Raw genomic sequence first — 26,085 nt, 5'->3', positions numbered from 1 at the left:
CTAGAGATGCGGGAATAATAAATGAAGACGTTCTAAAACGTATTGCTGGCCGATAGTCGTGCCAAGACGACAGGACACTGTCATCGGCAACTGATTTTTAGGTTTTCACACAGCCTCGGCCAAGAGCAGTCTTTTAGTTTCCACTAATTTAATGTGGTAACTCAGACGTCCAATAACCGTCCAGCAGTTTCCGGGGCGGCTGGAGCGCCTTGTTGTGTCATATTGCCACTTAAACCCAGACAGCTGTAAGTTGAATATAAGTTCCAGCAATGATTAACCAAAACCCAGTTGCTGCATTGTAAAACAAAATGTTCCGCACCCATGTTGAGAATAGCCTATCTGGGTTATCAATAATCTGCCGTGTAATATACGACGGGCTACCATAAGGAAATTCATTTTTGCCACCATATTCATCCATTACCTTTTTAAACAGCCCACTCACCTCAAGTTGAAAAACACCAGAGGCTGTAGCAAGCAAGCCAGAAGAAGCTAGCCATTTTGCAGGGTTAGCACAACCCGCAATAACTGAATAGATACTTACAGCTAGGCTAATCAAAGTCGCAGCCAGCAATACAATAAAGGCTTGGCGCTCGAATCTCTTAAAGATAACGATATCTCCTATTTGGCCCAACGCCGTGTCCACCGGAAAATCAGGAGCACAGCAAATAATTTTTCCGAATGCAGCAACTTGTTATATGCTGGACAATAAATTAAATAAAGCAATGCCTTAAGAAGAAAAGGTCTACCATCACAGCACTTAATCGGCTGAGTGGATGAAAATTGCTGCCGGAGCGTCCTGCCCGAAAAGTTGTTTCTGGCGCTCCTTTTCGAGTTTTCCGTAGCGTCTATTCAGTGGGTTTTTCAGGCTCGTGCCAAAGGCTGTAATCGGTACGCCATCTTGAGTAAAGCTATCTCTCCACATATCAAACCGGCCATCAACACATTGTGTGAAAAGAACCCCAGCCTGCCAAAACGTGACAGGATTATTGGTTTCGCACATGATCTTGAACCAGTGTCGAGCCCAGCTATTATACCGATAGGCAGTGATCGCCGCCGCGTATGCTTTGCCGGGAAGGCCCTCGGTATCTTTGAATTCCGCTAATATCCTTTCACTGTGTGGGCTTTTATCGCAAAAGCCGGCAACCATAAGCCCGCGAGCAATTTGGGATGGTTCGGGCTGCGCAATCTTTTCATCGATATAGGCATCAAGAAAAGACCCTTGATTGCATTGCAATGCGGATAATACTTCGATTGCAATCGCTTGGTCAGTTGCCGCGCTGTCCAATCGCTTTCTACGCAACGCATCAAAAGATGAAGATTTGCCTCCCTTCCATACGCTAATGGATCCAAGATCAACGCCGCTCTTACCGAATGTAAACCTTACCAACGGACGGCTATGTGCCGTTCGCTCAAATAGCAGCACACTCTTCTCAGGATTGATGTCTGCAATCGCACTAGCCACCAGCAGAATGAGATTGTGGACGACTGGGAGCCTAGAGTCGTTGATCTCCATGAAGAGGTCACCCCACTTATTTATAATTTCGGGATCGATAACGGCCAACGCCGCAAAATCCTCATGCGTAAGGTGATCAAGAATGATATGCGCTTTTGCTGCTGTCAGCTCTTCCCTGAAAGCAACGAACGAGTCTTTATTATGTTTTTGCCTATCGCGGAATTCATTATCGCTCTCGGATAAACGTCTGAAAAAATCTTCTATATTCTCTGAGGGCATCTCTCGCTCTGAGACAGAGAAAAGTATTGGATCCTTGGAAAAAATATACTCTGCCTCCAACTCAATTTCAGGAGTAACCAGTTCAATCGGTAGGCCGACTGCACAGTGAATAGAGGCATCAATGCGTTGAGCTATTTGCTGAACCGCTGTTCTTTTGAGCACCGTTGCTGCTCGCCCATAGAGTGATGGTGAAATCCGGTCTATAACCTTACTCTCATCGGTGAGTCCGGCCTCTGCAGCCTCTAGCAATGCAAGAGAGCCATACCAGTTCTCAAAATTATCTTTGCCCTCGGACAGAACGTATTTCCAGTCACTCTCCGCTACAGCCCTTATAAGGGCGGGATGCCCCGAGTGGACTGCCAAACCGAGTGCACTTCTGCGAAGCCGTCCCTGTTTCGAAGTAATGGAAGACCGGGTGAAATCGCATATCTCGGTTGAGAGTTCTGCGCCCGTCGCAGCAGCTATCTCAAGAAGCAGGTGCTGCCTATAACATTCCGTGCCCTCGGCCAGGGTTTCTTTTAAGAAACGGTCAAGGATCTGTGGATCGGGAGTTTTGGTTTCATCGATGAGTTCCAGCAGGAGTGGCTGATCCTCGGTCGTTGCCAGCAGAATTTCAATCTGCTCGGAGCAATCAAGGAATGGAAAAGCGATGAGCAATTCATACTGCAGCAAGATGCTCTCACCTTTTGGCAGTCCTTGATTATCGCCTGCTCCTTGTGCATTTTTCCATTTTTCGACCAGCGCCCGTGCCTGATCCTCCGTGGCGAGCGCGCCATGTTCGCGCAGCTCCAATAACCCTTGTCGAAGCGATATGTCGGTGCGTTTCACAACGTCCTCTGCAAACTCGCGAAGCTTAGCTGCGGCGGCTTTCAGTGCAAAACGGGCAACGACCGGCAGGGAATCAACAAAAACGTGATCCTGAGACGATTGCCCTCTGCCCTGTCGGAGCGCGGTGCAATCAAGGCTCTGGTAACGCTGGACAGTTTGATCCATGTTAGCAGGTACCGGTGCTGACGGATCACAGGGCTCTATTTTTTCCTTTGTAGGGAATAGGCCGTGTGGTATCTGACGATCCTGGGTTAGTTCCTCATAAAGGATGCTAGCTTCCCGGTCGTCACCCGAATCGCCCGTTGCTCGCAAGATTCTAAGCAGAGCCCACTTGCCTGTTTTTGAGATGGTATCAGAGGTCAGATCCTTGCAACTTCGCAATAGTGAACTTCGCGTCTCTGACCAATCAAGAAGGTTCAGGCTAATGAGGGCAAGGAAACTCTTGCTTGGCACCCGATAGGAGCCGTTAAGCGCGTTGGCAAAACTCCAGTCAGTAAGCTCGTTTGCGAAAGGTGCGAGTCTCTTGCCAGCCAGTAAAATCAAAGCAAGCCCTGATAGCGCATCCAGATCACCCTCCATTTTTATGAGACGTCTCTGACGAGTCTTTTCGGCGGGTGAGAGGGCAGCAAGCTTGTCATCCATTTCCGCTTGCAGCTTTTCACGCTCCTGCTTAACTTTGTCCTGGGGATCACGGCGGACGTGACGATGCATACGGCGCTCCACAGCCAGAGAGTATGCGCGTAGCCAATCCCGAACTTCCTGTGCCACCGAGTCCCAGGCTGCACTTGATTTTGCAGTTTGAACAAGCGCCGCTTGTATCCAGTCGAAGTTTGGCTGTTGACTAGAATGCAAACAGAGATTCCGAGCCGCCTTTGCGATATCCAGCGGTCTTTCCCTTGCTAAACTGACCAAGGCGTCAAGCGAATCCGGCGGTGGGTTCTGAAGCTCGGCGAATCCCTTAATAAGTGCCTGGGCAATCTCGGGTGAATACTCATCATCGTCAGCCGCGCATACTGTAATTGCCGCTTTCACTGCCTCAGCCGTTTTATCCAGAGCTTCGATCGGCTCAAGAACCTCCTTGAGAGCATCATCAAGACTACGGTTGTTGCGCTTGGCTTTGCGCAGATTTTCGATAATGGAGAACCCAAGGGCCAATGTTAGCCCTTCATCCCTGAGTTCGTATTTTTGCGGCTCCCCGGGGACGGCGGAATAGAAGCGGCCTTCGGCAACCGCTGGAACTTCGTTGTCAAAGATGCGCAGATCGTCCTTTACTTGGCTCGTAGCGCGTATTAGTAGTTCCTGCGCTTGACCGCGTAGATGTGCTACGAATTCGATAGGATCGTCACCAAAGTCTTCCTTGATTCCTGCCATGATATGCTCGAACAACAGGCGTTCGATGCTAAGTTCCTCAAATATTGCAACGTCATCGCCGAAAACCTCAAGTGCAATCGACAGGATGCGAGGATTCCTTAGGAACTCTGCAACAGTTGGATTGAGCTTGTTAAGAGGAACTAGGTGTTTCCTTAGAATGCTGTCACGTTCGTCAGCATCCCACTTGGGAACAACTACTTCTTTAACAGGGTATGTCAGCGCCTTCCTAACTCGCGTGTTGAAGTAGTGTGTGCGTGCAGTGAGTACGATGCGACCGCCGCGCCGGTTAACATAGGTGGCGACATTATCGACGATCTTTCCCCATTTTCGGTCGGGACGCTGATTGATCCCGTCTAAAACGAAAACAAAGCGCGGACGTGCCGGTTTGCCTTCAGCTTTCCATGCCTTCAGTCGTCGCCGCCAGCGTACTGTGCTCTTATCGCTTTTTACGTCGCCGGTCTGCGCGACGAGTTTTTTGATCAGAAGTGTCTCTATGTCTTCTTGTGTAGTGACCTCTGAAAAATCATCAGGCGTTAAAAACACCAGAAGAGGTTTGTCAGATTGTGCAAGCCAGGACTGCAACACGATCCATGATTTGCCACAGCCTTCCTCGCCATGGACGCAGACAATATTGTCATCATCAATATTCGATAAATATGTCCGCAGTTTAATGACTAAATTGTTACGGGCTATAACGGTGACAGCACGATCTCTGGGTGCGAGGGGCTGACCGAGTTCAATGCGCGCAATGGCCTTTTGCGATACAGTTTCTTCGAACCATATTGCGTTGGCCTTCTCTGCCATCACTGTGGCCATTCCCGACGCGTCGAGACTTCTGCGAATTGACTCTTCGTAGTGCGGAAACCGAGCATCTGAACGAATAGCATCCAGTGCAGCAAGCGCCACACTTAACACCTGATTGTTGAGATTGGTTTTCAAAAAGGACTCGGTCTTGATACCAGCTATCGCGAGCGCCACGGCCAGACGTGGAAAATCGGAAGGAGTCCAATCTAGAATCAGAACACTGATACCTTGCTGTGTTCCATCGGCACGCAAGTCGTCCGCCAGCTGGCTAGGTACCTCACAGGTTGCGCCTAGTACCCAGACTAAGTCTGCGTGATCGTTGTGGCGGACAAGGTCTGGGATTTTTGACAGCACGTCTGCGCGCGGTAGTTTGTTCGTATAGAGTTTGCCTTCGAAAGCTACAGCGCCTTCAAAAGCAGCCTTGCCGTCGATTCCGCGTTGGTAGCCGCTGCTCGCAAGCCGAAAGGGGATGCTCGTTATTCCTTCAAGCGCTTCGCCAATAAGCCCTTCAAAGCCATCTTCTCCCGTCGGCTTCAAAGTCAGAAGAGCGTTCCTCAGGTTTTCAACGTGGGTTATAAATGGTTTGATCATTCAGGATCTCATACCAAACTGTTCAGCACCGATGAAAGCACATGCTGCCTTTACCTGCATGGCCGCTTTGGGTTGATTGCATCTATGCACGAGTATTCTTGTTTCGGCCAGGAGCGGACTTGAGGTAATTGAGATATAACTCCGCGCTCACCAGCAAAAATGAGAGCGAAGCGATGATGTTTTGCGTGCAGCAATTTTTCTAAATTTCTCTGATCTCATCAAAAATGCACTCCAATTGAACAGAGAAATCTCTTGGCAACCGCACCGCATCAATTAAGTATTTAGCAGTCGACGTCGAAAATTGTCGCACTCTTTTGTTATTCGATATATACCTTGAAGAAAATCGATCCTTATCTATGGATCGTGAAGCGATATCCATAAAAGCAATTTCGCGAACTGGTAAAATGCACTTCTGAACATCACCAGGTGAATCTAGCAGCTTTCTAGTTAGTTCTAAGTATTTCGGCCAGCTTTTTATTTCCGGCTCGGAAATAACAGAAGAATCCGCGGAGTTAGAAAACAACTCTTTCATTTTATTTTTTAACAAAAAACTTTCCCTTCCTCCCCAAATATAATATTTCATTAATTTTTCATATTCTCTTTCATTTACTTCATAATCAACCACACCTCTAAAATCATGTATAATTTTTGCCAATATATACATAAAAATAGACAAAGCGTAATTAAAAACAGCCTTGTGTTTGGCTTTCTCTGGATCTAGCTCTCCTTTTACTTTTTCCAACGCAACTAGAAATTTTCTAAAAGCTCTTGCAGTATCTTTTTCAGCGGGTATATCGCTATTCAAAAACCTGACAAACTGTCCTAGCTTTGTGTTTCCAGAAACTGACGAAAATAGCTCAATCCAATTAGTAATTGACGTCGAGTAACTATAATCAACTCGAAAATCCAGAGAGCAAGATTCTCCATAATTTGCAAACTGTTGTTCATCAAACAAATGAACGTTTATTTGTCTTGCGGATAATCGGTGGGCTTCAGATGCTTTCTTCCTAAGTATGACAAAGGCTTCAGTACAGTCAGTAAAATGCATCAAACCTGATGCCCAAAAAGCCCTATTAATAGGGCTTGTTTTCCCTAGGGTCTTGCAATCGAAAATAATTTTTTTAGGTCTACCAAATGACTCCACTTTAATGCCGAGAACGTCAATATCTGTAATTACAGTTGAAGTATCTGATAGCTCTCTATAATTCTGTATATTGACCTCTAGAAATGGTACAATTTCATTTACGAGACAATACCTTATTGCCATTTCTTTCTGATGAATATCTTTATCAAAATTTGACATATTATTCGTAAGCCATTATTAACTGTTCGAATTGGTTGGCAGCATCTTCATCCAATGCGACTTGCCTTCTTTTCTTAAGCTCTGCAGAAGAAACTATTGATTGAATATATTTCTCATCTTTAGACAAAGCTATTCTCGCATCTTGATTCACATCGAGGCTGGACATCTCTCCGGTTATCAACAGACTAATAGCTAAACTTAAAGCTGCTATGTTTTCTTCAGTTTTATTGAGGCAAAACTGGTATCTATCTCCATTCGTATGCCTTAACGAACCAACTTTGAGGAACACTAAGTTTCTGTACTGGTTAGCTGCCTCTGAATTAGAACCTATATAACCTTTATCCCTTAAAGTCTCTAGGATTCTAACAGGCATTTTGATGCGATATTGTTCCGCCAAGAGCTGGCCTTTGCGTACGCATGACACCAAGGCCATAGCTCTTTCGTAAATCTCACGATTTGCAGAGTCTAATCGAGAACCACCCGGTCTAGGAGTAAAAACAAAGGTTTCCCTAGTTGTCTTAAATTCGATGGAGGGGGGCTTTAAAATACCCTCTGAGCAAAGATGGTTAAGAAGATTTTTCTGGGTTAGAGTGAGTTTTCTTCCACCTAACTCTAGCCTTTTATCAATTAATGATAGCGGCCAGCCTTGATTATCCTTAATGATTCCTAGTACAACCTGTATGTCATAACTCCCTGATTTTGCAGAAAGGTCAACAAGGCCCTCAAGGTTATCAGAAAAATAAAAAGGGCTAGCGATAATGTTTCGACCTCTTGCCCTAAATTCTTTAAGGTAATTTCCATGCGTCCCTATATCCATACATCTATTGAACATTGGAATGTCGATACCCGTGGACGAAACCAATCTATCCCTATTTTCCGGCTTGTTCTGAAGCTCCGCCAATATTAATAAAGTCCCTTGCTCGTGTTCGTTGTAGTGGTCAACTCAGCAAAGGTGAAATAATTTCCAACGCCGTCGTACAGATCCTGAAACCTTGGCACGTCAGGAATAACCGAAACTATTTTTGCCCCATTCGTGACCAACTGAACATATTCAATTTCTGCCAAGATATTTAATGATTCTTTTAATGCATAAGATGGGATTGAAAAGAAGAAGTCAGAAACTTTCCTCAATACTTCATATTCTATTTCTGGCAACCCTCTCAAGTGCATAGCGAGAGTGGCCGACATTCCCATGGTTCTCATGCTATCAAAATCAGGAACATCAACATTCCCTAAGCCCGACTGGATATCGTATGATAGCTCTACTAGCTGTCTTCCTTTAATCATATTCTTATCGTTACTCTAGATGAACCAACAGATATTGGCCGGATACACTATAATTAAATAGACGTGCTCGGATATATTTCGCATACGGCCCCCTAATAAACCAAAAAGCCTTGTCACAACTTGCTTAAAAAATGCATTCACCCCGCCTACCGGCTATGTAACCACCAAAAAGCATGCCCGCAGCAGTTCCCTCCGATGTCCGGTTTGGGTCGTTTTCAGCCTTATGCTGCTTACTTATTAGCTTTCGGGCACTTGCTCAATTCTCTACTGAACTTAGCTTAGCACAAGCTGCTGAAGTGAGCGGAGGCTCGTCAGCTTTTCTGTTCAACGCTCCTTCTTAGGGCTCTTAACATTTACCAACGTTGGAGGCTGTGTAGCAGGCGCAGTCTTGATTAGGTGGGAGCTAGGGGAAGAGTCAAAATGCTGAGAAAACAATAACCTCCGCGTAAACTCGTGAAAGCCAAGAGGCTTGGCGTCTACTTATAGCCATCACGCTGCTAGCTGCCAGTGCCAAGGAAGCGGATGAGAAGAGGCGAAATGCTAGTTCAAGCACTGTCCTCAAGCCGACATAAAGTCGTTCCAGCGCCTTACCAAATAGTTGTGCCCCATGACGGTATTCCGCACCGCGATGAATCAGATCAGAGCTGCCATCGGGGCCTGGAAGGCTCTTGGACGCAGGTTGGCCGTCATACCAAAAGTCCTACTCCACAGTGGATAGATGTGGGCGGGTCAGTTCTGGGGTGGAAATGTAATAGCCTTGGCGGGCCATGACGAATCTGGGCAATCCAGAAATCCTTGTGTCCGTGCCCACCTGGGTACCTTTTCACGGTTCACGCTGAGATGAGCATAGTTTCCTTAAAGAATATTTCGATAAGCCGCCAGCTACCACCGATGATCGCTGTGGAAACAACCGCGGCAATTACAGCAAGACCGAGCCCCGCAGCGACGGCAATGCCATCTCGCTGAGCAATGCCAAGGGACAGTATCAGTACTGCCAACCCAGGCAACGTATTTCCAAATGGAATCGGGAGGGCTATCAGCAAGGCCATGATAAAAATAACGACGCCGATGCTCCGAATAGCAAAAGGCGTGATAAGACACCCCAGGCGCACGCATAGGCGCCGCTCGAGTTTTTCGAGATGTGGGGTCGCTTTACCTAAAATACGCTCCAGCTGTTGCCGCCCGATACGCAGTCGGGCAATACCCAGCGGCAGCCGGATGCACTTGGTGCCGATCGCCATCTGTAGGCCAATGAAGGCTAGCGCGGTTCCAAACACCATGCCTGCGGGAATGCCTGGCGTGGGTACAATCGCTGGGATTGCGAAAAGCAATAGCACCAAGGGGGTGGCGCGTTCATCAAGGGCGGCCAGAATGTCGCCTAGTGTGGGGCGCTGATGTTTCAGATGACCAGGTAGAGCACGCAGTACAGCGGCCAGGCTCATTTCTCAAGCACTCCATAAAGTCGCAGGAAGAGCGACGTGGGGAATAATATAGGGAAGGCAGGTAAATAGGTATCGAGCTTTGCTGATTTTTTTGCTATGGCACCGATAGCGTATCCCCTAACTGGCCATCGGGGGTTTCAGGTTGTCATGGTAGGTGTATTCCGAGGCCATAGCTTGGCGGTTTCTGTTCACTCCTCCTTCTTTTTATTCCTCCTTCGGTGCGCTCGCCATATTGCGCAATAGCCAGTAACGGCGCAGTACGGCATCGTTAATGTTCTGCTCCAACTCAAAAGCACTGGAAGTAGGGCAAAACAGAGTGATGCCCAGGCGCTGTTTTCCGATGTCCGTGGTGGCGAGCGTCACGCGAGGATGAGGGTCTGCGATATCGATGCCGCTGCGCTTTCTGATCAGTGCGCTGTAGCGTTGGGCCAACTCGGCATGAGGGACGTGTAACTTCGCCACCTCCTCCTCTAATGCCGGCAGAGCCGATCGCATGTCCACATCAGGCTCTAGTACGACGCAGACTTCGAAATATACCCACTTCTTGAAGAAGTTCTGGTTCCTGACCGGGGTGGTCAGAAAAACGCTGTTGGGCACCACGATTGTCTTGCCCGAGTATTCAAAGCGTCCCACGGGCCCGCCAATTTCCTGAAGGGTCGTTGCCAGCATGGTCTCGTCGACCACCTGACCACGCAGGTTGCCAATCTCAACCCAGTCTCCAATCTCGAAAGGCTGGTTGACCACGCGCAGTACGGTGCCCGACAGGCAGAGGATCAGCTCCTTGGTGGCGATAACCAACGCTACAGCGAAGGCGGTGATGGATAACGCGAAGGCATGCAGAGAAGGCAACCAGATCAACACCAAGCCGACCAGGGCGAGAACCACGGTGGTGTTCCGGATCCGGGCTAGCCACACGCGGCGGTAATCAGACAGGATCTCTTTCTGGCCGCGTATGATGCGCACCGCAAAAATGCGAAACAGGATGATAATGCACACCAGTGCTACCGAACTCACGCCACGGTTACTCAGTAGTTCAATCCAGAAAGAATTATCAGGCATGGCGGTTTTGCTTTACCTCCCTAAAGGTCAATGGTGAGACGCAAACATGCCACAGAGACGATGCTGCGTCGATTGAGGAGGTAGGTGGTGCCTTTTTTCGTTTACAGATTACGGAACCCAGCAGAGCCAGCCCGGATTGAAAGGATCTATGTTCCCGTGCGAACCGAGTTCTCCATCGAACACGAACGATCCGATGGAGAAGAGGAGATTCAGGGTATGTGGCAAACCGAGCAGATGAGAGCTATATTTTCGATGTAGTTTGCGCTGTCTTACATTAGCTCAGCTCGCGAGCGAGATTTTCTCAGAATGTGACGTTTCCACGCATCGCTGGCCAGACCCGGTGCCCCAGCTTTTAGACAAGCTTTCATTTTTATCGAGAACTCTATGTCCAGCCAAGGCGATTCGAAACCGAACAAAACCAGCGAGACCTCATTGTCGGTGCCATCAACTGAAGGCTCTGGAAAGGGGCGCTCGAACCAGCCTCTCGCCGAAGAGGCCAATGACACTTCCAGAGGGGCACAAAAGCATTTCCTTAATCATAGAGAGGCAGAGGCTGGCGGCCCCGCAGACTGTGCGGCTTGCGGTGAGGAAGATCCAGGAGTGGCTTTGGAAATGCTGGTGGGTAACACCGACGAGAAAACAAACCGATAAGTGGTTAGCCTAAAATCATTGCGTACTATCCGCGTCATGCATAGCCTCGCTTCCATTGAAAGCGTGAACGGCAAACTCACCCGGAGCAGCTCGCTGGGTGCCCAACATTTTTAGGGCGTAACTCATATCCGAGCGACCAGCTTCCCATCGTTCGGTCAGGGTAGGGCGCGAGAAGTCGAAGGCTCTCATTTCGGAGTCGTGCGGCACGCCAGCATGGCTGAGCATGAGTAGCGTGGTGGCTCTCTCACTCTTTGATCCTTCCGCTAGGGCTGACGCTAAGGTCGGATCCTCGCGCTGCGGTTTTGGTATGTGGTTGCCAAGTAGCCGTAACTGACGACGTAACTCGTGCGCTTGCCGCAGGTTCTGCAATGCCCTCCAACTCTGAGCCGAAAGAAGCAGCTCCATTTGCCGATCCATCGCTTGCCCAACAGTCTTGAAGTCTGGGGCAAGGCGTCTAAACAGATCCAGTGCAATGCAGAATCGGTCATCGTTCACTGGCTCGTTTAAGGCAGCTTCCAGCGGTAGATTGGATGTCATACCACCATCCACCATGAGACGATCCTCAATCCGTGTCGGTGGGAAAAAGGGAATAAATCCACAGCTTGCTAGTAGATGATCGACTGTGAGGGTTAACTTGGCACTGTCGAAGCGTACCTCCTCCCCGTTATTCGCATTTACGGCTACGATTACCACCCTCGTTTGACCGCTATTCAGCCGCTCAAAATCGACCAACTCCTCCAACTGCGCCCGTAACGGAGCAAGCTCAAAGAGACTTGTATCGGTGGGCATCCCCGGTAGCATAGAAAAGACGCCTGGAAAGCGCGCTCGATAGAAGGCGGGGCTGCCCAGAAGAAGGCTTTGCAGCGCCTGCCTCCGTTTCATATCCCATGTCGTCGAAAAGACAGGACTAAAGGCCCAAGCCCCATCTTGCACAGCGGTATGCCAAAAACTGCGCAGTACGCTGATTCTTTTTTCGGGAGGATTGCCCGCAATCAGAGCCGCGTTGACCGCACCCGCCGAGACGGCGAAGATTTGATCGAAGTGAACGTTTTGTTCAACGAGCGTTTCATAAGCGCCACCCTGGTAAGCGCCGAGCGCGCTTCCCCCGGCCAGAATAAGTGTGCTTTGCTCAGCCATATCATCTCCTACTAACCTGATCCGGGGTTTGCCCAAAGCGGACGGGCTGGGGGCGGCAGAATAAACGGTCATTTAACAGCATAGTGTGCTGCAAGATACTTGCTATACCGGAATTAAATCTCTGGCGCAGCTCATAGATGCTCCTCGACCGTCATGTCCAAGGCGAAATAAACCGCGCTCTGGCGGGGATGGCCTTAAGTGAAGGCTGTTTTTTCTGCTATGTTCAAGGCGAGTGAACTGTTTACCAAGTTAGGGTGCGGCCTTCGAGCGAGGTTCCTATCTGTCTTTCCGGTATTGAGCTTCGCTGATGTGTTCATGCTCCACTTAGCATTGGAGGTAGACATTGCCAGATCCCGAATTCAAGAGCTGTATCATCATTGGTGCTGGGCCTGCTGGCATGACTGCGGCGTTGTACCTCAATCGGTTTCACCGTGAGGTGACGGTGCTTGATGCTGGAAACAGTCGCGCGCGCTGGATTCCACAAACACACAATTGCCCGGGGTTTCCGGATGGGCTGAGCGGCTGTGAATTGCTAGAGCGCCTACGCACCCAGGCAGAACAATACGGTACCAAGGTGACCCAAGCTACGGCGTCACGGTTGGAGCACGTGGACGGTGGTTACCGGGTGACCGATACTCAAGGCGGCCAATACTACGGCCGTACGGTGCTATTGGCCACCGGGGTTGAGGACGTGCTGCCGCCGGAGCCTTGGGCAGAAGAAGCGATCAACTGCGGGGCAATGCGCCTGTGTGTCATCTGCGACGGCTACGAAGTCAGCGATGACGACCTTGCAGTGTTTGGATCGCTGCGTACGGCGTTTGAGCATGCCAAGTTTATGCGCACCTATTCTGCGACGGTGACGCTGGTACAGAGTGACAACGAACAAGTGGACACACAGCTGCAGCAGAGTGCAAAAGACTTGGGCATTGCGTTGATGAAGAAGCCACATGACTTGCGATTCGATGGGCAGCGCTGTGGCTTCATCGACACGCTTGGTAAGCGTCGCGACTTCGATACCATTTACCCGGTTCTAGGCAGTCGCTCACAGGCTACGCTGGCCATTGCGTTGGGCGCGAGTGTAGATGAGGAAAACAAACTGGTGGTGACCGAGAAACAGATGACCTCAATTGATGGCCTGTATGCAATTGGCGACGTGGTCAGTGCGCTGAGCCAGATCTCGGTAGCGGTTGGACATGCAGCCGTTGCCGCCACAGCCATCCACAATGTGTTACCGCGCAATCCCCGCTAAACACTGAGGCAATTACCCGAGCGTTGCTTGGCAAGAGAGGAGGCAAGGGGATATGAAAAATCCTGCACAGCCCCGAATAGGCGCCACACTGCTAGCAGCTACCTTATTAGGTATCGGTTTCATGGCGGCAATAGATGAAATTATCTTTCACCAAGTTTTGGGGTGGCACCACTTTGTGGAAACTGACAGCTCGGCTTTGGCGCTAGCGTCGGATGGGCTACTACATACCCTAGAGCTTGTGTTTTTAGTCATTGGGGCAGCCATTATGCTGCGCCTTAACGAAACTGGGGAGCGCGCCAAGGGCTACCGTAGTGCCGGTTTTCTATTGGGTATGGGCGGCTTTCAGCTGTTTGACGGTATCGTTATACACAAAATTTTCGGGCTGCATCAAATCCGTTATGTTGCTGACCTGCTCTTTTACGACCTCGCTTGGAACGCCACAGGTCTACTCTTGCTGTTAATAGGCTATGGGTTGTTGCGCCGAGCCAAGCGGGACTTGGCACTCAATCAGCAATGAATGGATTTACGCTTGTCTTCAGTTTACTAGCAGCGCTTTACAGCTGGGGCTGGTGGCGTCAGCAAAAGCAATGTCGACGCTGGCCATTATGGAGGTTAGCTATATTTTGTCTCGCAGCGCTTGCACTGATGATAGTGCTATCACCTCCATTGCTGCAGTGGGCCCATCATGATTTTCGCGGCCATATGGTTGTTCATCTAATCGCGGGCATGATTGCGCCACTTGGGTTAGTAATGGCAGCGCCGGTAAGCTTGGCTCTCAAGAATGTGCCTACCTGCTGGGGCCAGCGCTGGGTGAAATTTGTGTCGTTGACGCCAGCTCGGTTACTAAGTCACCCGCTCACTGCCATGGTGTTAAACATTGGTGGCATGTACGCGCTTTATATGACCGATCTCTATGCCTACATGCTGCACTCGCCAGGTATTGCGCTACTAATACATTGGCATTTCATTATTGCGGGTTGTCTTTTTACTTGGTCGATTGCTGGCCCTGATCCTGCTCCCCGACGACCTTCTTTAGTACTCCGCTTCGGCGTGCTTTTCCTCTCTATGGTCACCCACGCTACGCTGGCGAAGTGGATGTACCAATTTCACCTTCCTTCTTCCATGCCGATCGAGGAGGTTCAACAGGGGGCTGAATTAATGTTCTATATCGGCGAATTGGTGGAGGTGGTGTTGGTTTACTTGTTAGTTAGAAAGTGGGTTTGTAGCCGCTATCCCATACTCGAAAACTCTAAAGTCGTTGATTGAGCTAGCGGCTGAAACCAGCCTCCGAAACGAGAGTTGCAGGTTCGAATTCTGCCGGGCGCGCCAAATTGCAAAAAAGGGCCTGCGATTCCTCGCAAGCCCTTTTTTGGGGTGTGACCAAATGGCGCGCCTCATATCCAGTGGCCAAACTTGAGCTTTCCTTTTCTCAATGACAATATTAAAGCTATAATACGTAAGATATATGTTTAAGAGTTATCTTAAATAAATTTTAAAAATACAGGAATTTAGACTATGGCGTCGGTACTGAGCGATTATCTCAAAAAAGAACAGATGTTAAAGCAGCTACAAGAAGAGCTGCAAGCGCTGGAAAATAACAGTGAGCTAAAAGAAGAGCTCGAATTCAAAGAAAGACTGCAAGCGCTCATGACTGAGCACGGAAAATTAGCGCGCGACGTATGTGAAATGCTCGACCCATCTTACCGCTCTAAACCAGCAAAAGCTGGCAAGGTAAGTACCAGCAGTACGGATGGTCGTAAAAAGCGCCCCTTGAAGGTATACAAGAACCCACACACTGGCGAAGTGGTAGAAACCCGTGGCGGGAACCATAAAGTCATTCAAGAGTGGAAAGCAGAATTTGGTAATGAAGAAGTGGTCAGCTGGGTTGTGAAAGAAACTGCGTAATAAAGCTGATATTTACTTCGGGCAATAATGCCAACTTGGCAAAATTACCTCTTAAAACGCTCACTGAGCCTGCTCAGTGAGCGGAAAATTTATTAAGCTGAATTTACTTTCTCGATAGATCTTCCCTGAGGGTAGGTACTTCTACTCTGCTAAGGCCGCCCAATCTCCACGCCTCGACTGGATGGCTACCCTTCGGCACCTGAAATGCACCCCAAACCACTCGATACGTGGTTGTGTAAACAGATCCGTCTCCCATCACAATATTCGCGTCAATGTGGAATCGCCGTTTCTGCGATTGCATTAATGCATCATCAAGATCCGATTTCGTTTCAATATCCGCTACGCCGTGATCTCTGCAAGCTTGATGGAAAGCAGCGAATTTTTCCTCATAATATGGATCGGGTTCAATTTGCCGCTGATGCATTGAAAGATGCCTCTCTTGATCACCATCGCAGATCGCCTGAACAGCTGCTGCGACCATCCCTGTTGCTGTCTCGCTATACACTTCATCCGCCCAGGCAGAAGTCGATAGCAGCAGAGAAAGCGCCGTAGCGGTCGAAAGAGAGATTAAATAAGTTTTTTTTAACATTGCCATTCCCCTCTATTTTTTAGCCTTATTTCTATTATCTTCTTATACCTTGGCTATAAAGTCGCTAATTTAAATAAAGATCGAGGGCTCGTATCAAGGATATGCTGGCGATCATCGAGATCGCTAATCCAGTCACTGAGCCATCCGTAGGTCTCTGGGTAAGTATGTAAATCCTCATGCCGCGTCCATGGCCAGTCACTGCCCCACACCAATCTATCGCGCCCAAGATGATGTAATAGAGCTTGAACATGCGGCTTTAGGTCTGCCACCGGTGAGCGATAGGGAGCCGAGAGCTTCACCCAGGTTCGTTCTGCCTGCCCGGCCTCAAGTATCAGCCGACAGCCTGGGTCTTGCATCGGCACGGCTTCGACGGGTAGACCAATATGATCGATGACTAACTTCACGCCATGCTCGTGTAACGCTGGAAAAATTTCAGGCAGCCGGTTGCCTTCCAGGTGCAGCTCAAGATGCCAGTCCATGGCTTTAAGATGATCCAGAAAGTCTATCCATTGAGGATCCTTGAGGTTGGGCAATTCGCTTCGCCCCTCGATGAGATTCCACCTCACCCCCACAATACCAGCAGCATCAAGCGCGGCTATTTCCTCAAGCGTTGTCTCCTTGGCTAGCTGAGCGACGCCGCGATATGAGTGATCCAGCTTGGCAAGAATTTCAAGCAGTTGCCGATCGTCATTACCCAGGAAGCTCGGTTGCACCTACGCCTGCCCGATTTCGAAGAGCTCTTGTCGCTAAATCTAAAAGCGGTGGGCCTTTGTTATATCCCGTATTTCTGGAGAAATTCGGGATTTTAATCTCGTCGGCCACCGACGAGCTATCGTTCGGCATTGCTACCGAGACTAGTGCCAAGCAATTGGAACTAGCGCCAGAAGCACCGGTCGCTGTCATCCAACGCATTGCCCGCAATCCCGCAGGAAGAGTCATCGAGTTTCGACGCGTACACGGACGGCCTGAGCGGTTCCGTTACCGTGTCACCCTCGGCGATCAACCCGCATGAGATCACTCCTGATGCACGCCTTAACACCCTGCACTTCCAAAGAAAGGTACCTAACAATGAAAACATTACAACTTACGTCTGTTGTTGCATTGTCAGCGTTGACCGCTCTGCCTGTCATGGCTGACGACTATCCGGATCGCCCCATTGAAATTATCGTACCGGCACCCGCTGGCGGCGGCACTGACAACGTTGCACGCATGCTTAACCAGTACCTTCAGGAGGAGTTGGGAGCGTCACTGGCTGTGCTGAATGTCGCCGGAGGGGGTGGCGCTATTGGGGTGAACCAGATTGCCCGTGCCAGGCCCGATGGCTACACACTGCTCTCTACCTGGAATAGCCCTATTACCACCGTGCCGCATATGCAGCGTGTTCAGTACTCTTACGAGACATTAACCCCCATCACCAGCACTTCTCAGAGTGCCTACACCATGTGTGTAGCGCCAGACTTCCCAGCTGAAACAGGTGAGGAGTTCCTCGCCGAGCTGCAGCGTAACCCCGGTCAGTACACCTATGGTAACGACGGTGTTGGAGGAACCATGCGCTTGGCGGCAGAGCGTATTTTCGCAGCCACGGACATTGAAGCACGCCCCATTCCGTTCGGCGGCGCCGGTGAGACACTGCAAAACTTCCTTGGAGGCCATGTGGATATTTACGGTGGCTCCATCACGCCGGTGCTCCCCTATGTAGAGGACGGCAAGGCCAAGTGTCTGCTCGTGACCTCAGCCGACGATAACGAGGCCCTCCCTCAAGCATCAGGCCTTGCAGCATTGGGCCATCCTGAGCTGGAAACCGTATTGTGGCGCATGATGCTGGCACCCGAGGGTATGGATGAGCAGCGCGTTAATGTCATCGCCGACGCCGTCGAAAGGGCTGTAGAGCATCCCGAGTTCCAAGCGTTCCTGGCTGCGCAAGGTGAAACACTCAACCTTGTGCGTGGTGAAGCGCTTCGTGAGCGTCTGCAGCTAGAAACCGACGCGATTGGCGAGACACTCGACAAGCTTGGCCTTAAGAAAAACTAAACCATGCTGATTGGACGGTAATTTGCTCATGAACTTCAGAGATATTATCTCTGGCGTCGCCTTCCTCATCCTCGGCTGTACGGTGGTCTGGGTGGGGAATGGCTTTGATGCCGGCGCAGCTTACGTACCTATGGGGGTAGGCATGCTGATGTGCCTTTTCTCACTTCCTTTAATCTTTAAAGGCGTTAGGCAGACGCTGGGAGCAAGTGAATCGAGCAGTATCGCCACTCCCTTAATCGATCACCCCGGGCGCTTTATGGCGACAGTCGCCTGTTGCCTGATCTATTACCTGGCCATGCCAACGGTGGGTTTCTACTCCACTAGCACGCTGTTCATCATATTACTGGCGCTGGTGCTCGGTGAAAGGCGTCCCAGCGTGGTTATAGGTATTACGGTGGGCTTCATCATCCTGTTATACGGGTTGTTTGCGATCGTGCTGAAACGCCCCTTGCCCGTCGAATTTTTCCTGGTTTCCTAAATAGGGTGACACGCTATGTTTGATTCCCTGTTCAACGCACTACCCGTGGCCCTGCAGTTTGGATCCCTGGTCAGTCTGTTAGTGGGTACGCTGGTGGGTATCTTGATCGGTGCCTTACCGGGGCTCAACCCGGTGATGGCCATCGCTCTGATGCTCCCCCTGACCTATGGCTTTGATCCTGTGATCGCTTTAGGGTTGGTGGCAGGTATCTACAATGGCTCGATGTACGGTGGCGCCATTCCGGCCATCTTACTAAAAATCCCGGGAACGCCAGCTGCCATCGCGACGACCTTCGATGGTTACCCCATGACACGCAACGGGCAGGGCGGGCTGGCCCTCAAGACGGCATGCTGGTCGTCAGCCGTTGGGGGAATCATCAGTGCCATAGCGCTAATGACGCTAGCTCCTCTGTTGGCACAGGTCACCCTCGCTTTTGGGCCCACCGAGTATTTCTGGGTTGCCGTGTTCGGTCTGGTAAGCATCGCCGTGTTGGTGGGCAGTGATATCAGCAAGGGCATGCTCAGCGCTCTGTTTGGCATTATCATCGGGCTTGTAGGCGTTGATACCATCAGTGGAGCGGAACGCTATACCTTCGATTCGCTTTATCTAAGCGGGGGCTTCGACCTGATCATCGTACTCATCGGCCTCTACGCAATTCCGCCAGTGCTGGAAATGGCCGAGAAACGTAACGCCACCTACTACGATGAAGGTAGCTTCAAAGTCGATGCGACTGGGAATGCACTGACATTGATACGTCAGCACTGGCGCACGTGGACGCGCTCATCGCTGATAGGCGTCAGTGTGGGCATTTTGCCAGGTGCTGGGGGCAATCTGGCGGCCTTGCTGAGTTATAACGAAGCAAAGCGCAAGTCCTCAAATCCCGACTCTTTCGGTACAGGTAACCCGGTGGGTGTTGCCGCAGCCGAATCAGGCAACAGTGCCGACAATGCTTCGGCGATGATTCCGTCCCTGACGCTAGGGATTCCGGGCAATTTAGTCGCTGCACTGGTGCTCGGTGCGCTGATGATTCATGGGCTTCAACCCGGCCCCCAGCTGTTTACGAAGTCGCCTGATGTGGTCTTCGGTTTTATGTGGCAGATGCTGCTCACCGCAATGCTACTCCTGTTACTGGGTGGAATGGTCGCTACCCGGCTGTTCGCCCAGGTCTTGCGCATGCCGACCGCCCTGTTGGTTCCTACAACCTTGGTGCTAATGGCGGTGGGTGTTTATACCGTCAAAGGGAACATGATGGATCTGTACGTCATGTTAGGGTTTGGGTTGCTCGGCTATTTACTCCATCGACTCGCCTTCCCACTCGCGCCCGTAGTGCTGGGAGTGCTGTTAGGGCCAATGGCGGAACAAAATCTACGCTTGGCAATGCTGCTCTCTCAAGACGACGTGAGTTCCCTATTCGTTCGACCTATCTCGCAGGGGATCATAGCGCTACTGTTATTGGTCGTATTTTCACAGGTTTGGAAAACGCTACGGAAAGGTCGTAAGGGTTAACAGCGGATTAATTAGTAGGCAGCGTTTGTCGCGCATAGACGCGTTGCCCATGCTGGAGATCGACATGATCAGTTCGCAGTTGCTGGCGGCAGGCTGGGCACCCAGTCGAGCACTCCGAAGCTTTCCGCGCTGATCCAGATAAGAAAGGCCACGTAGATAACCAGTAGGGCAACACACTCTCGCTTGGAGAGGGTCATGTGCGTGCGCATCATTAAAAACAGTACCACGGTGGCTGCAGTAAGCGATGCCATCATGGGAGCTGCGATTGAGAAATTGATGGCAGCGGTGCCCGCTATCAAAACCCCGGCAGGAATGCACACCAGCAGATCGAAGGTATTGCTACCGAGCACATTCGCGATACTGGTGATGCCGCGGCCATTTCGGGCTGCGCGAATCGAAACGAAGGCATCTGGAATCGAGGTGCCGGCTGCCACCACGGTGATACCCCACAGGAAGCTCGGTGTATTGAAGATCTCACCAAAATTGATGGCGGCTCGCACCAGGCCCTCTACGCCGATCACGATCACCAGCAGCGAGAGAGCCAGCCGGCCCCACTCCCGTCCAGGGTGGAGGTCGCGGGTGTCTACTTCCCCTTCGTGGTCGAGGGTGTCCTGATATTGGACGAAGAGGTAGAGCCCATAGAGAGCCACCGGTATCAGTGCTATATAGCGGGTGAGTTCACCGCGAATGGCGCCATCGGTGTCACTGGGTAACGGCTGGTAAATAACGGCGAAGGAGAAGGTGAGAGTGAGTACCGCCACCGCGATCATGTAGAACTGCGCTTCTTTATAGATCAGGTCACGGTTTGCTTTCAGCGGCTCGCGGCTGGCTAACCCCGATAAAGCCGGGATCACCAGTATGTTGAACAGCGCTGAGCCAACTATGGCGGCCACGCCGAGCTCGAACTCGCCATGTATCAGGGTTGAGATTACCGTGGTAGAGAGTTCGGGAAAGCTTGATCCCACTGCTACGATGACCGCGCCCTGAACGATATCAGGCAGCCGATAGTAAGCTGCCAGGCGTTCACTTGAGCTTTCCAGCAAGCCACTGCCGCGCCATATAATCGCCGTGGCGACCACCGCCACCAGCGTCCAGATCAGCACATCAGGCATGGATCTCCTCCCTTCTCCAGGCTTCCCTTTCTCCAGTTCTCCAGGCTAATGCTCATTGTTTTGCTAGTTGGCACTGCGCTAATTATTGTCGGCTGAGTGAAAGCAAGCCGCTAGCGCGCACGCGATTTGCGCCGAGAGTAGTAGCGCAGCGCAAATAACAGCAAGATGCCAAGCCCAAGGCCGGCCAGCGACAGCACTATATCGCGGGGGGCACTGGCGGTGACAAGCGCGCCAAGCTGACTGCCCAACAGGGTGACTGCTGCGAGCCCTGGCACAATGCCCAAGGTTGAGCCGATCATGTAATCGCGAAACTTGATGTGAAAGGCACCGGCCATCATATTGGTCAGCGTGAAAGGTGCCAACGGGAGCAGGTTAATCAGCGTCATTGCGCGGATGCCACGTCGGGATAGGTAGTGCGAAAGCCCTTTCATGTGTTTGCCGCCATAGTTCATCAACGCCTCGCGTCCCAGGCGGTGTCCTACAGCATACGACACCACCGATGACGCCAGTGTCCCGATAGTTGCATAAACAAACCCCCATACCGGGCCGAATATCAAACCGGTGACGGCCACCAGGATACTCAACGGAAACATCACTAAAAGTGCGATCACATAGACGACTGTAACCAGCGCAAACACCCACGGCGAATCGCGCCACTGGGGTGACGCTGCGACCCACGCACGGATGCTATTAACGGTTACTATGTCATTGACCGTCAGCCACTGCCATAGCCCACCGAGTGCTAGCAGCACCACTAAAACACTTAGCGCTATTGTAACGGGACGCCCCATCCGCTTTTTCTCCTCAAATCAGATTTCACAACGTGATAAAAAAATTGTGTTGTCGACGCGAGTATACGTTTGTGTCAGCTTATTGCCCCTGTTCCACTTACCCAGGAGACCCACCGAGTGCCCCGTCAGCGTCTCATTTCGTGGTTTTTTTATCTCAACATTGCTCTCATTACCGCGCTACTGGGTTACAAAGCGTACCTTAATTTTTTTGAGCAGGACTTTGCCAGCGCCCACGCCGCCCAGGTCAATGCCATTGAGAAGATGCTGACCGAGCGTGAGACGTATCGTTTTGCCGTGCTGGGCAACATTAACAACTCGGTGGGCATTTTTGAGCGCAAAATTATCCCGCGCCTCAATCGTGAGGATTATGACTTTATCATCTCGGCAGGCAATGCTGTTGCCAGCGGCGGCGAGGATAAATACCAAGCGCTGTTTGGCACCCTCAGTTACTTGGAAATGCCGTATCTTTTAACCTTCGGCCCGCACGAGGAAAGCCGACTGGGGGGCTTTCGCTTTTACGACCACTTCGGCCCATATCACTTTAGTTTTGCCGCAGGAAAAAGCCGATTCACCTTTCTTGACAGCACCGGCACCACCGATTTCGGCTGGCAAACGCGCTGGCTTGATGAAGTGCTCACCGCAGGGCGCGAACCCAATCAGTTTCTGTTCAGCGCCCACCCGCTCTACCCGGTGCCTCATACAGGGCTTTTCGGCCTAAAAGATGATGACGAGGATCACCTGGAGAACGCAGTACGCCAAGTGTTTACTCGCCAGATTGAGCAAGCCGGTGTGGATGCCGTGTTCTCCTCCCAGGTGCCGCTGTTTGACCACCAGCAACATGGGGGCACCTCTTACATCACCACTGGCGGCGCGGGCGGATTCGTGCTCAATAATGACGAGAGCTACCACCACTTTGTCTCCGTCAGTGTAGACGGTGATGAAATCCAGATTAGCGAACGGCGCCTGGATATCGGCCAGCACCCGATCTGGCGAACACTTGAAAGCGTATGGTTTTTTATCTACTCGCTGTTTTACGTCGGTTACCTAAACTTCATTCTGATCGTATCCACGTTCATTGCCATCGCGCTCTGGCTATATAAGCGGATCTTCACCGAGCAGGATTACTATCCCGATTTCAGTATCGACCCGGATGCCAGCAATGATGTGCCACTTAACGTGACCATGTTCACCAACAACTACCTGCCGTTTATTGGTGGCGTGCCGATCTCCATTGAGCGCTTAAAACGCGGTTTAACCGATCTGAATAACAATGTGCTGGTCGTCGCGCCGCGCTACCCGCAGCAAGCAGACGACGAAAAGGCGGATGTGCTACGCCTTGCTCCGCTGTTGCCGATGGGCAAGCATGCGGAGTTTCGCTTAGCCAATATTTTCTCTTGGCGTTTGCTTAAGCGCGTACGCGCCTTTGCTCCACAGGTCATTCATGTTCACCATCCATTCTGGGTCGGCCGCGCTGGTCAACTGTTGGGGCGGCTGTTGCGGGTGCCTGTGGTCTACACCTACCACACGCGCCTTGAGCATTACGCTCACTATGTGCCGTTGCCTGGGCCGCTGTTTCGCAATTTGATTTCCCACGCTCTGGTCAAGCGCTTTGCCAACGGCTGCGATGCGGTGATTGTTCCCACCAGCTCCGCCGAAGAGTACCTGCGTATTATTGGCGTTAAACAACCGATCTTTGTCCAGCCAACGGGTATTGAATACGAACGTTTTGCCACCGTTGACAGCGCTGCGCTCGACACGCTACGCCAACGCTACCGGCTTGAAGGCAAACGCGTGCTGGTGTCGATTTCTCGCCTGAGCAAAGAGAAGAACATCGATTTTATGCTCGATGGTTTAGCGCTTTTACGCGATAGCAGTGAGCATGATTTTCACTTGCTGCTGCTTGGCGAGGGGTATGACCGCGAGCGATTGCAAGCGCGTATTGAAGCGTTAGGCCTTAGCAAGCACGTCACGCTGGTGGGTGCCGTCCCACCCGACGAAGTGGCTTGCTACTGCCACTTGGCCGAGCTTTTCGTCTTTGCTTCCCGCTCGGAAACGCAAGGAATGGTGGTGCTCGAAGCCATGGCGGCGGGACTGCCGGTGGTGGTTATCCGCTCCAGCGGCATCGAGGATATTGTCCAGCACGGGATTAATGGCTACAAAACAGCGCCCGACGCTCAGGCTTGGTGTAGGCGTATCGACGACCTGCTCAGCGACGATAAACTGAAAGCACGCATGAGCGAGCAAGCCTCGCGCTGCGCCGCTGAGCACTGTATCGAGAAGTTTGCCACAGCAGTGCTACGTGTTTACCGCTACGTGATCGAAGTACGGCGTAAGAAGCATGCTGATTAATCGTGCGAGTCCCGACACCGCTGGCGATTCGGAGCATCGGTATCGTTATTTTCATTATGGCTGTGTTGATAGCACTCCCGGTTTCATTTGGTAATACACTGCCCGGCTTGGCAGTGCTGATTTTGTCGTTAGGCCTCGCCCAGCGAGATGGCATCGCTGTCGCCGCTGGACTCGGGCTTGCTCTGGTAGCTGGGGCCGATTCGTCTGGGAGACGGGTAGAGAGACAAGGTCGTGCAAATAGCTGCCTGACGGGCCTGTTATTGGCAACTGCTCCACTTGTGAAACCCCAAGCGGAAAGTGTACGGAACTTTATAAAGTGACCGCTGTAAAAAATGGGGCTGTCATGTTCCATGCACTCTAAAGACAGGAGCCAATCGTGATACCCAAGCACCGTTCGTCTTCCTGGCTGATAAGCTTAGCGCTGCTGCTGATGGTGGCAACGCCAGCCTTCGCCGAACCACAACTTCCGGACTTTACAGAGCTGGTCGACAAGGCCGCGCCAGCCGTGGTTAACATCTCTACCACTCGCGATGTCGAGAGAAGGATGACCTCATCCCGGCAATTCGGCGGGCAGGAGGTGCCGGAGATCTTCCGCCACTTCTTCGGCGACCGCTTCCCGATGCCCCATGGCGGCGCACCCGATCATGGTGAAGAGCCGCGTCGATCGCTGGGGTCGGGCTTCATCTTCGATGAGAACGGCTACATAATGACCAACGCCCATGTCGTCAAGGATGCCGACAAGATTCTGGTACTTCTCAATGACCGCCGCGAGCTTGAGGCTGAACTGGTCGGTGCCGATGAGAAGAGCGACGTGGCTGTTCTCAAGGTCGAGGCGAACAACTTGCCCACCCTGGATCTAGGTGAGTCGACCGACCTCAAGGTCGGTCAGTGGGTCGCCGCCATTGGCTCGCCCTTTGGCTTCGACCACTCCGTAACTTCCGGCATCATTAGCGCCATCAACCGCACGCTGCCCCAGGACGTCTACGTCCCCTTCATCCAGACCGACGTGGCGATCAACCCCGGCAACTCGGGCGGACCACTGTTCAATCTGGATGGCGAAGTCGTGGGTATTAACTCCCAGATTCTCACCCGCAGCGGGGGTTATATGGGTCTGTCCTTCGCCATTCCCATTGATGTAGCGATGGATGTTGCCACGCAATTGCGTGAAGACGGCTATGTGAGTCGCGGCTGGCTCGGCGTCAGCATTCAGCCGGTGTCCAAGGACTTGGCAGAGTCCTTCGGCATGGAGCAGGCCGAGGGCGCCTTGATCGCCGAGCTCGAACCTAGCGGCCCTGCGGCGGATAGTGGCCTTCAGGCAGGCGACGTCATCCTCGAGGTCAACGGTCAGGAGGTGGATCACTCCACCACGCTGCCGCGCCTAGTCGGCGAAACGGCACCCGGCGAAGACGTTGAGCTTTCCATACTGCGCGATGGCCAGAATGAGACCATCACGGTAGAGGTTGGCGAGTGGCCGAATGTCGGCCCTAATCAATCCGCCGGCGACCCGCTTCGACTAGGTATCGCGGTTCAGCCGTTGAGCGACATGGAGAAACGTCGGCTCGGCATCGATAATGGGGTACGCATCGCCAGGGTCGACCCGACCGGCCACGCCGCAGCCGCCGGTATTCGTCCCGGCGATGTACTGGTCAGCATAGGCCAGCAGCCGATTGAGAGCCCTGAACAGTTGAAGGAGATGCTGACCAATCTGCCTGATGATCAAACGCTGCCTGTTCTGCTCAACCGCGAAGGCCGTGCCTACTTCGTGGCCATGAGATTGGGCAACGATGGCTGATCACGGCTTGGATGAAACTCAGACCGTAGCGATTCGGCACACATGTCGCCGCGTCGCTTTATCATAACTCTCCAGGCC

General features: G+C 51.6%; 24 protein-coding genes. 12 read left to right on the top strand and 12 right to left on the bottom strand.

From position 1 onward, the window contains the following. Window positions 1–229: 229 nt before the first annotated feature. From QT231_RS20620 to QT231_RS20590, 7 genes are all read right to left on the bottom strand, one after another. Complete coding sequence (locus QT231_RS20620) at window positions 230–643, bottom strand: hypothetical protein (protein ID WP_308338682.1); 414 nt, start codon at window positions 641–643, stop codon at window positions 230–232. 114 nt (window positions 644–757) lie between these two features. Continuing rightward, window positions 758–5,326: a hypothetical protein gene (locus tag QT231_RS20615; protein WP_308338681.1), complete on the bottom strand. Its 4,569-nt coding sequence runs from the start codon at window positions 5,324–5,326 to the stop codon at window positions 758–760. Between the two features lie 199 nt (window positions 5,327–5,525). Beyond that, window positions 5,526–6,629 (bottom strand): hypothetical protein, encoded by a 1,104-nt coding sequence (locus tag QT231_RS20610; RefSeq protein ID WP_308338680.1) that lies wholly within the window; start codon window positions 6,627–6,629, stop codon window positions 5,526–5,528. 1 nt (window position 6,630) lies between these two features. Beyond that, window positions 6,631–7,530 carry a hypothetical protein gene (locus tag QT231_RS20605; RefSeq protein WP_308338679.1) on the bottom strand — a complete coding sequence of 300 codons (900 nt, stop codon included), beginning with the start codon at window positions 7,528–7,530 and terminating at the stop codon, window positions 6,631–6,633. 2 nt (window positions 7,531–7,532) lie between these two features. Beyond that, complete coding sequence (locus tag QT231_RS20600) at window positions 7,533–7,916, bottom strand: hypothetical protein (RefSeq protein WP_308338678.1); 384 nt, start codon at window positions 7,914–7,916, stop codon at window positions 7,533–7,535. Between the two features lie 830 nt (window positions 7,917–8,746). Next, window positions 8,747–9,358, bottom strand: a complete 612-nt coding sequence (locus QT231_RS20595; protein ID WP_064235594.1) for an exopolysaccharide biosynthesis protein — start codon at window positions 9,356–9,358, stop codon at window positions 8,747–8,749. 204 nt (window positions 9,359–9,562) lie between these two features. Then, on the bottom strand, window positions 9,563–10,417 hold the full coding sequence (locus QT231_RS20590; protein ID WP_308338677.1) for a mechanosensitive ion channel domain-containing protein: 855 nt from the start codon (window positions 10,415–10,417) through the stop codon (window positions 9,563–9,565). Window positions 10,418–10,801: 384 nt separating this feature from the next. On the opposite strand from QT231_RS20590, the gene QT231_RS20585 reads away from it, so the two are divergent. Further along, window positions 10,802–11,068 (top strand): hypothetical protein, encoded by a 267-nt coding sequence (locus QT231_RS20585; RefSeq protein ID WP_308338676.1) that lies wholly within the window; start codon window positions 10,802–10,804, stop codon window positions 11,066–11,068. Between the two features lie 15 nt (window positions 11,069–11,083). On the opposite strand, the gene QT231_RS20580 is transcribed toward QT231_RS20585, so the two are convergent. Next, window positions 11,084–12,205, bottom strand: a complete 1,122-nt coding sequence (locus QT231_RS20580) for a patatin-like phospholipase family protein (protein ID WP_308338675.1) — start codon at window positions 12,203–12,205, stop codon at window positions 11,084–11,086. A 343-nt stretch (window positions 12,206–12,548) separates the two neighbouring features. Here QT231_RS20580 and QT231_RS20575 point away from each other — a divergent pair, with 343 nt between their 5' ends. The 4 genes from QT231_RS20575 (at window position 12,549) to QT231_RS20560 (ending at window position 15,359) form a co-directional block, all read left to right on the top strand. Continuing rightward, window positions 12,549–13,454 carry an NAD(P)/FAD-dependent oxidoreductase gene (locus tag QT231_RS20575; RefSeq protein ID WP_308338674.1) on the top strand — a complete coding sequence of 302 codons (906 nt, stop codon included), beginning with the start codon at window positions 12,549–12,551 and terminating at the stop codon, window positions 13,452–13,454. 52 nt (window positions 13,455–13,506) lie between these two features. Beyond that, window positions 13,507–13,971 (top strand): DUF2243 domain-containing protein, encoded by a 465-nt coding sequence (locus QT231_RS20570; protein ID WP_308338673.1) that lies wholly within the window; start codon window positions 13,507–13,509, stop codon window positions 13,969–13,971. Beyond that, complete coding sequence (locus tag QT231_RS20565) at window positions 13,968–14,720, top strand: cytochrome c oxidase assembly protein (RefSeq protein ID WP_308338672.1); 753 nt, start codon at window positions 13,968–13,970, stop codon at window positions 14,718–14,720. The genes QT231_RS20570 and QT231_RS20565 overlap by 4 nt, the downstream gene beginning before the upstream one ends. A 249-nt stretch (window positions 14,721–14,969) precedes the next feature. Beyond that, on the top strand, window positions 14,970–15,359 hold the full coding sequence (locus QT231_RS20560; RefSeq protein ID WP_308338671.1) for a histone-like nucleoid-structuring protein, MvaT/MvaU family: 390 nt from the start codon (window positions 14,970–14,972) through the stop codon (window positions 15,357–15,359). A 103-nt stretch (window positions 15,360–15,462) separates the two neighbouring features. Here QT231_RS20560 and QT231_RS20555 read toward each other — a convergent pair whose 3' ends face one another. Further along, window positions 15,463–15,948: a hypothetical protein gene (locus QT231_RS20555; protein ID WP_308338670.1), complete on the bottom strand. Its 486-nt coding sequence runs from the start codon at window positions 15,946–15,948 to the stop codon at window positions 15,463–15,465. A gap of 53 nt (window positions 15,949–16,001) precedes the next feature. Further along, window positions 16,002–16,661: an amidohydrolase family protein gene (locus tag QT231_RS20550; RefSeq protein ID WP_308338669.1), complete on the bottom strand. Its 660-nt coding sequence runs from the start codon at window positions 16,659–16,661 to the stop codon at window positions 16,002–16,004. A 56-nt stretch (window positions 16,662–16,717) separates the two neighbouring features. Between QT231_RS20550 and QT231_RS20545 the strand changes: the two genes are divergently transcribed. Genes QT231_RS20545 through QT231_RS20530 form a run of 4 tightly spaced genes read left to right on the top strand, consistent with a single transcriptional unit; the run spans window position 16,718 to window position 19,963 of the window. Continuing rightward, window positions 16,718–16,960 carry a UTRA domain-containing protein gene (locus QT231_RS20545; RefSeq protein WP_308338668.1) on the top strand — a complete coding sequence of 81 codons (243 nt, stop codon included), beginning with the start codon at window positions 16,718–16,720 and terminating at the stop codon, window positions 16,958–16,960. Between the two features lie 56 nt (window positions 16,961–17,016). Next, window positions 17,017–17,979, top strand: a complete 963-nt coding sequence (locus QT231_RS20540) for a tripartite tricarboxylate transporter substrate binding protein (RefSeq protein WP_308338667.1) — start codon at window positions 17,017–17,019, stop codon at window positions 17,977–17,979. Window positions 17,980–18,007: 28 nt separating this feature from the next. Continuing rightward, complete coding sequence (locus QT231_RS20535) at window positions 18,008–18,457, top strand: tripartite tricarboxylate transporter TctB family protein (protein ID WP_240488254.1); 450 nt, start codon at window positions 18,008–18,010, stop codon at window positions 18,455–18,457. Window positions 18,458–18,472: 15 nt separating this feature from the next. Continuing rightward, a complete protein-coding gene (locus QT231_RS20530; RefSeq protein ID WP_308338666.1) occupies window positions 18,473–19,963 on the top strand; it encodes a tripartite tricarboxylate transporter permease in 1,491 nt (496 codons plus the stop codon). Window positions 19,964–20,031: 68 nt separating this feature from the next. Here the strand turns inward: QT231_RS20530 and QT231_RS20525 are convergent, their stop codons facing one another. Both QT231_RS20525 and QT231_RS20520 read right to left on the bottom strand, forming a co-directional pair. After that, window positions 20,032–21,075, bottom strand: a complete 1,044-nt coding sequence (locus QT231_RS20525; protein WP_308338665.1) for a sodium:calcium antiporter — start codon at window positions 21,073–21,075, stop codon at window positions 20,032–20,034. A gap of 110 nt (window positions 21,076–21,185) precedes the next feature. Continuing rightward, the gene (locus QT231_RS20520; protein ID WP_308338664.1) at window positions 21,186–21,866 is read right to left on the bottom strand and encodes a TVP38/TMEM64 family protein; all 681 of its coding nucleotides are present in this window, start codon (window positions 21,864–21,866) and stop codon (window positions 21,186–21,188) included. Window positions 21,867–21,983: 117 nt separating this feature from the next. Here QT231_RS20520 and QT231_RS20515 point away from each other — a divergent pair, with 117 nt between their 5' ends. The 3 genes from QT231_RS20515 (at window position 21,984) to QT231_RS20510 (ending at window position 26,007) form a co-directional block, all read left to right on the top strand. After that, a complete protein-coding gene (locus tag QT231_RS20515; RefSeq protein WP_308338663.1) occupies window positions 21,984–24,215 on the top strand; it encodes a glycosyltransferase in 2,232 nt (743 codons plus the stop codon). A 2-nt stretch (window positions 24,216–24,217) separates the two neighbouring features. Continuing rightward, window positions 24,218–24,535, top strand: coding sequence for an exopolysaccharide biosynthesis protein (locus tag QT231_RS24340; RefSeq protein ID WP_374694418.1), 318 nt, complete (start codon window positions 24,218–24,220; stop codon window positions 24,533–24,535). Between the two features lie 110 nt (window positions 24,536–24,645). Next, window positions 24,646–26,007, top strand: a complete 1,362-nt coding sequence (locus tag QT231_RS20510) for a DegQ family serine endoprotease (protein WP_308338683.1) — start codon at window positions 24,646–24,648, stop codon at window positions 26,005–26,007. Window positions 26,008–26,085 lie beyond the last annotated feature (78 nt).

Origin of the sequence: Halomonas sp. SpR1, from assembly GCF_031010175.1 — a bacterium.
GTDB lineage: Bacteria > Pseudomonadota > Gammaproteobacteria > Pseudomonadales > Halomonadaceae > Vreelandella.
The sequence above is the reverse complement of the archived record's forward strand: the minus strand, read 5'-3'. Positions and strand labels throughout refer to the sequence as shown.

Coding starts and splice junctions, on each gene's coding strand:
- QT231_RS20560 (WP_308338671.1), top strand. CDS start 14,970: ATGGCGTCGGTACTGAGCGATTATCTCAAAAAAGAACAGATGTTAAAG.
- QT231_RS20595 (WP_064235594.1), bottom strand. CDS start 9,358: ATGAGCCTGGCCGCTGTACTGCGTGCTCTACCTGGTCATCTGAAACAT.
- QT231_RS20590 (WP_308338677.1), bottom strand. CDS start 10,417: ATGCCTGATAATTCTTTCTGGATTGAACTACTGAGTAACCGTGGCGTG.
- QT231_RS20520 (WP_308338664.1), bottom strand. CDS start 21,866: ATGGGGCGTCCCGTTACAATAGCGCTAAGTGTTTTAGTGGTGCTGCTA.
- QT231_RS20600 (WP_308338678.1), bottom strand. CDS start 7,916: ATGATTAAAGGAAGACAGCTAGTAGAGCTATCATACGATATCCAGTCG.
- QT231_RS20555 (WP_308338670.1), bottom strand. CDS start 15,948: ATGTTAAAAAAAACTTATTTAATCTCTCTTTCGACCGCTACGGCGCTT.
- QT231_RS20565 (WP_308338672.1), top strand. CDS start 13,968: ATGAATGGATTTACGCTTGTCTTCAGTTTACTAGCAGCGCTTTACAGC.
- QT231_RS20570 (WP_308338673.1), top strand. CDS start 13,507: ATGAAAAATCCTGCACAGCCCCGAATAGGCGCCACACTGCTAGCAGCT.
- QT231_RS20580 (WP_308338675.1), bottom strand. CDS start 12,205: ATGGCTGAGCAAAGCACACTTATTCTGGCCGGGGGAAGCGCGCTCGGC.
- QT231_RS20525 (WP_308338665.1), bottom strand. CDS start 21,075: ATGCCTGATGTGCTGATCTGGACGCTGGTGGCGGTGGTCGCCACGGCG.
- QT231_RS20540 (WP_308338667.1), top strand. CDS start 17,017: ATGAAAACATTACAACTTACGTCTGTTGTTGCATTGTCAGCGTTGACC.
- QT231_RS20585 (WP_308338676.1), top strand. CDS start 10,802: ATGTCCAGCCAAGGCGATTCGAAACCGAACAAAACCAGCGAGACCTCA.
- QT231_RS20610 (WP_308338680.1), bottom strand. CDS start 6,629: ATGTCAAATTTTGATAAAGATATTCATCAGAAAGAAATGGCAATAAGG.
- QT231_RS20615 (WP_308338681.1), bottom strand. CDS start 5,326: ATGATCAAACCATTTATAACCCACGTTGAAAACCTGAGGAACGCTCTT.
- QT231_RS20530 (WP_308338666.1), top strand. CDS start 18,473: ATGTTTGATTCCCTGTTCAACGCACTACCCGTGGCCCTGCAGTTTGGA.
- QT231_RS20510 (WP_308338683.1), top strand. CDS start 24,646: ATGGTGGCAACGCCAGCCTTCGCCGAACCACAACTTCCGGACTTTACA.
- QT231_RS20535 (WP_240488254.1), top strand. CDS start 18,008: ATGAACTTCAGAGATATTATCTCTGGCGTCGCCTTCCTCATCCTCGGC.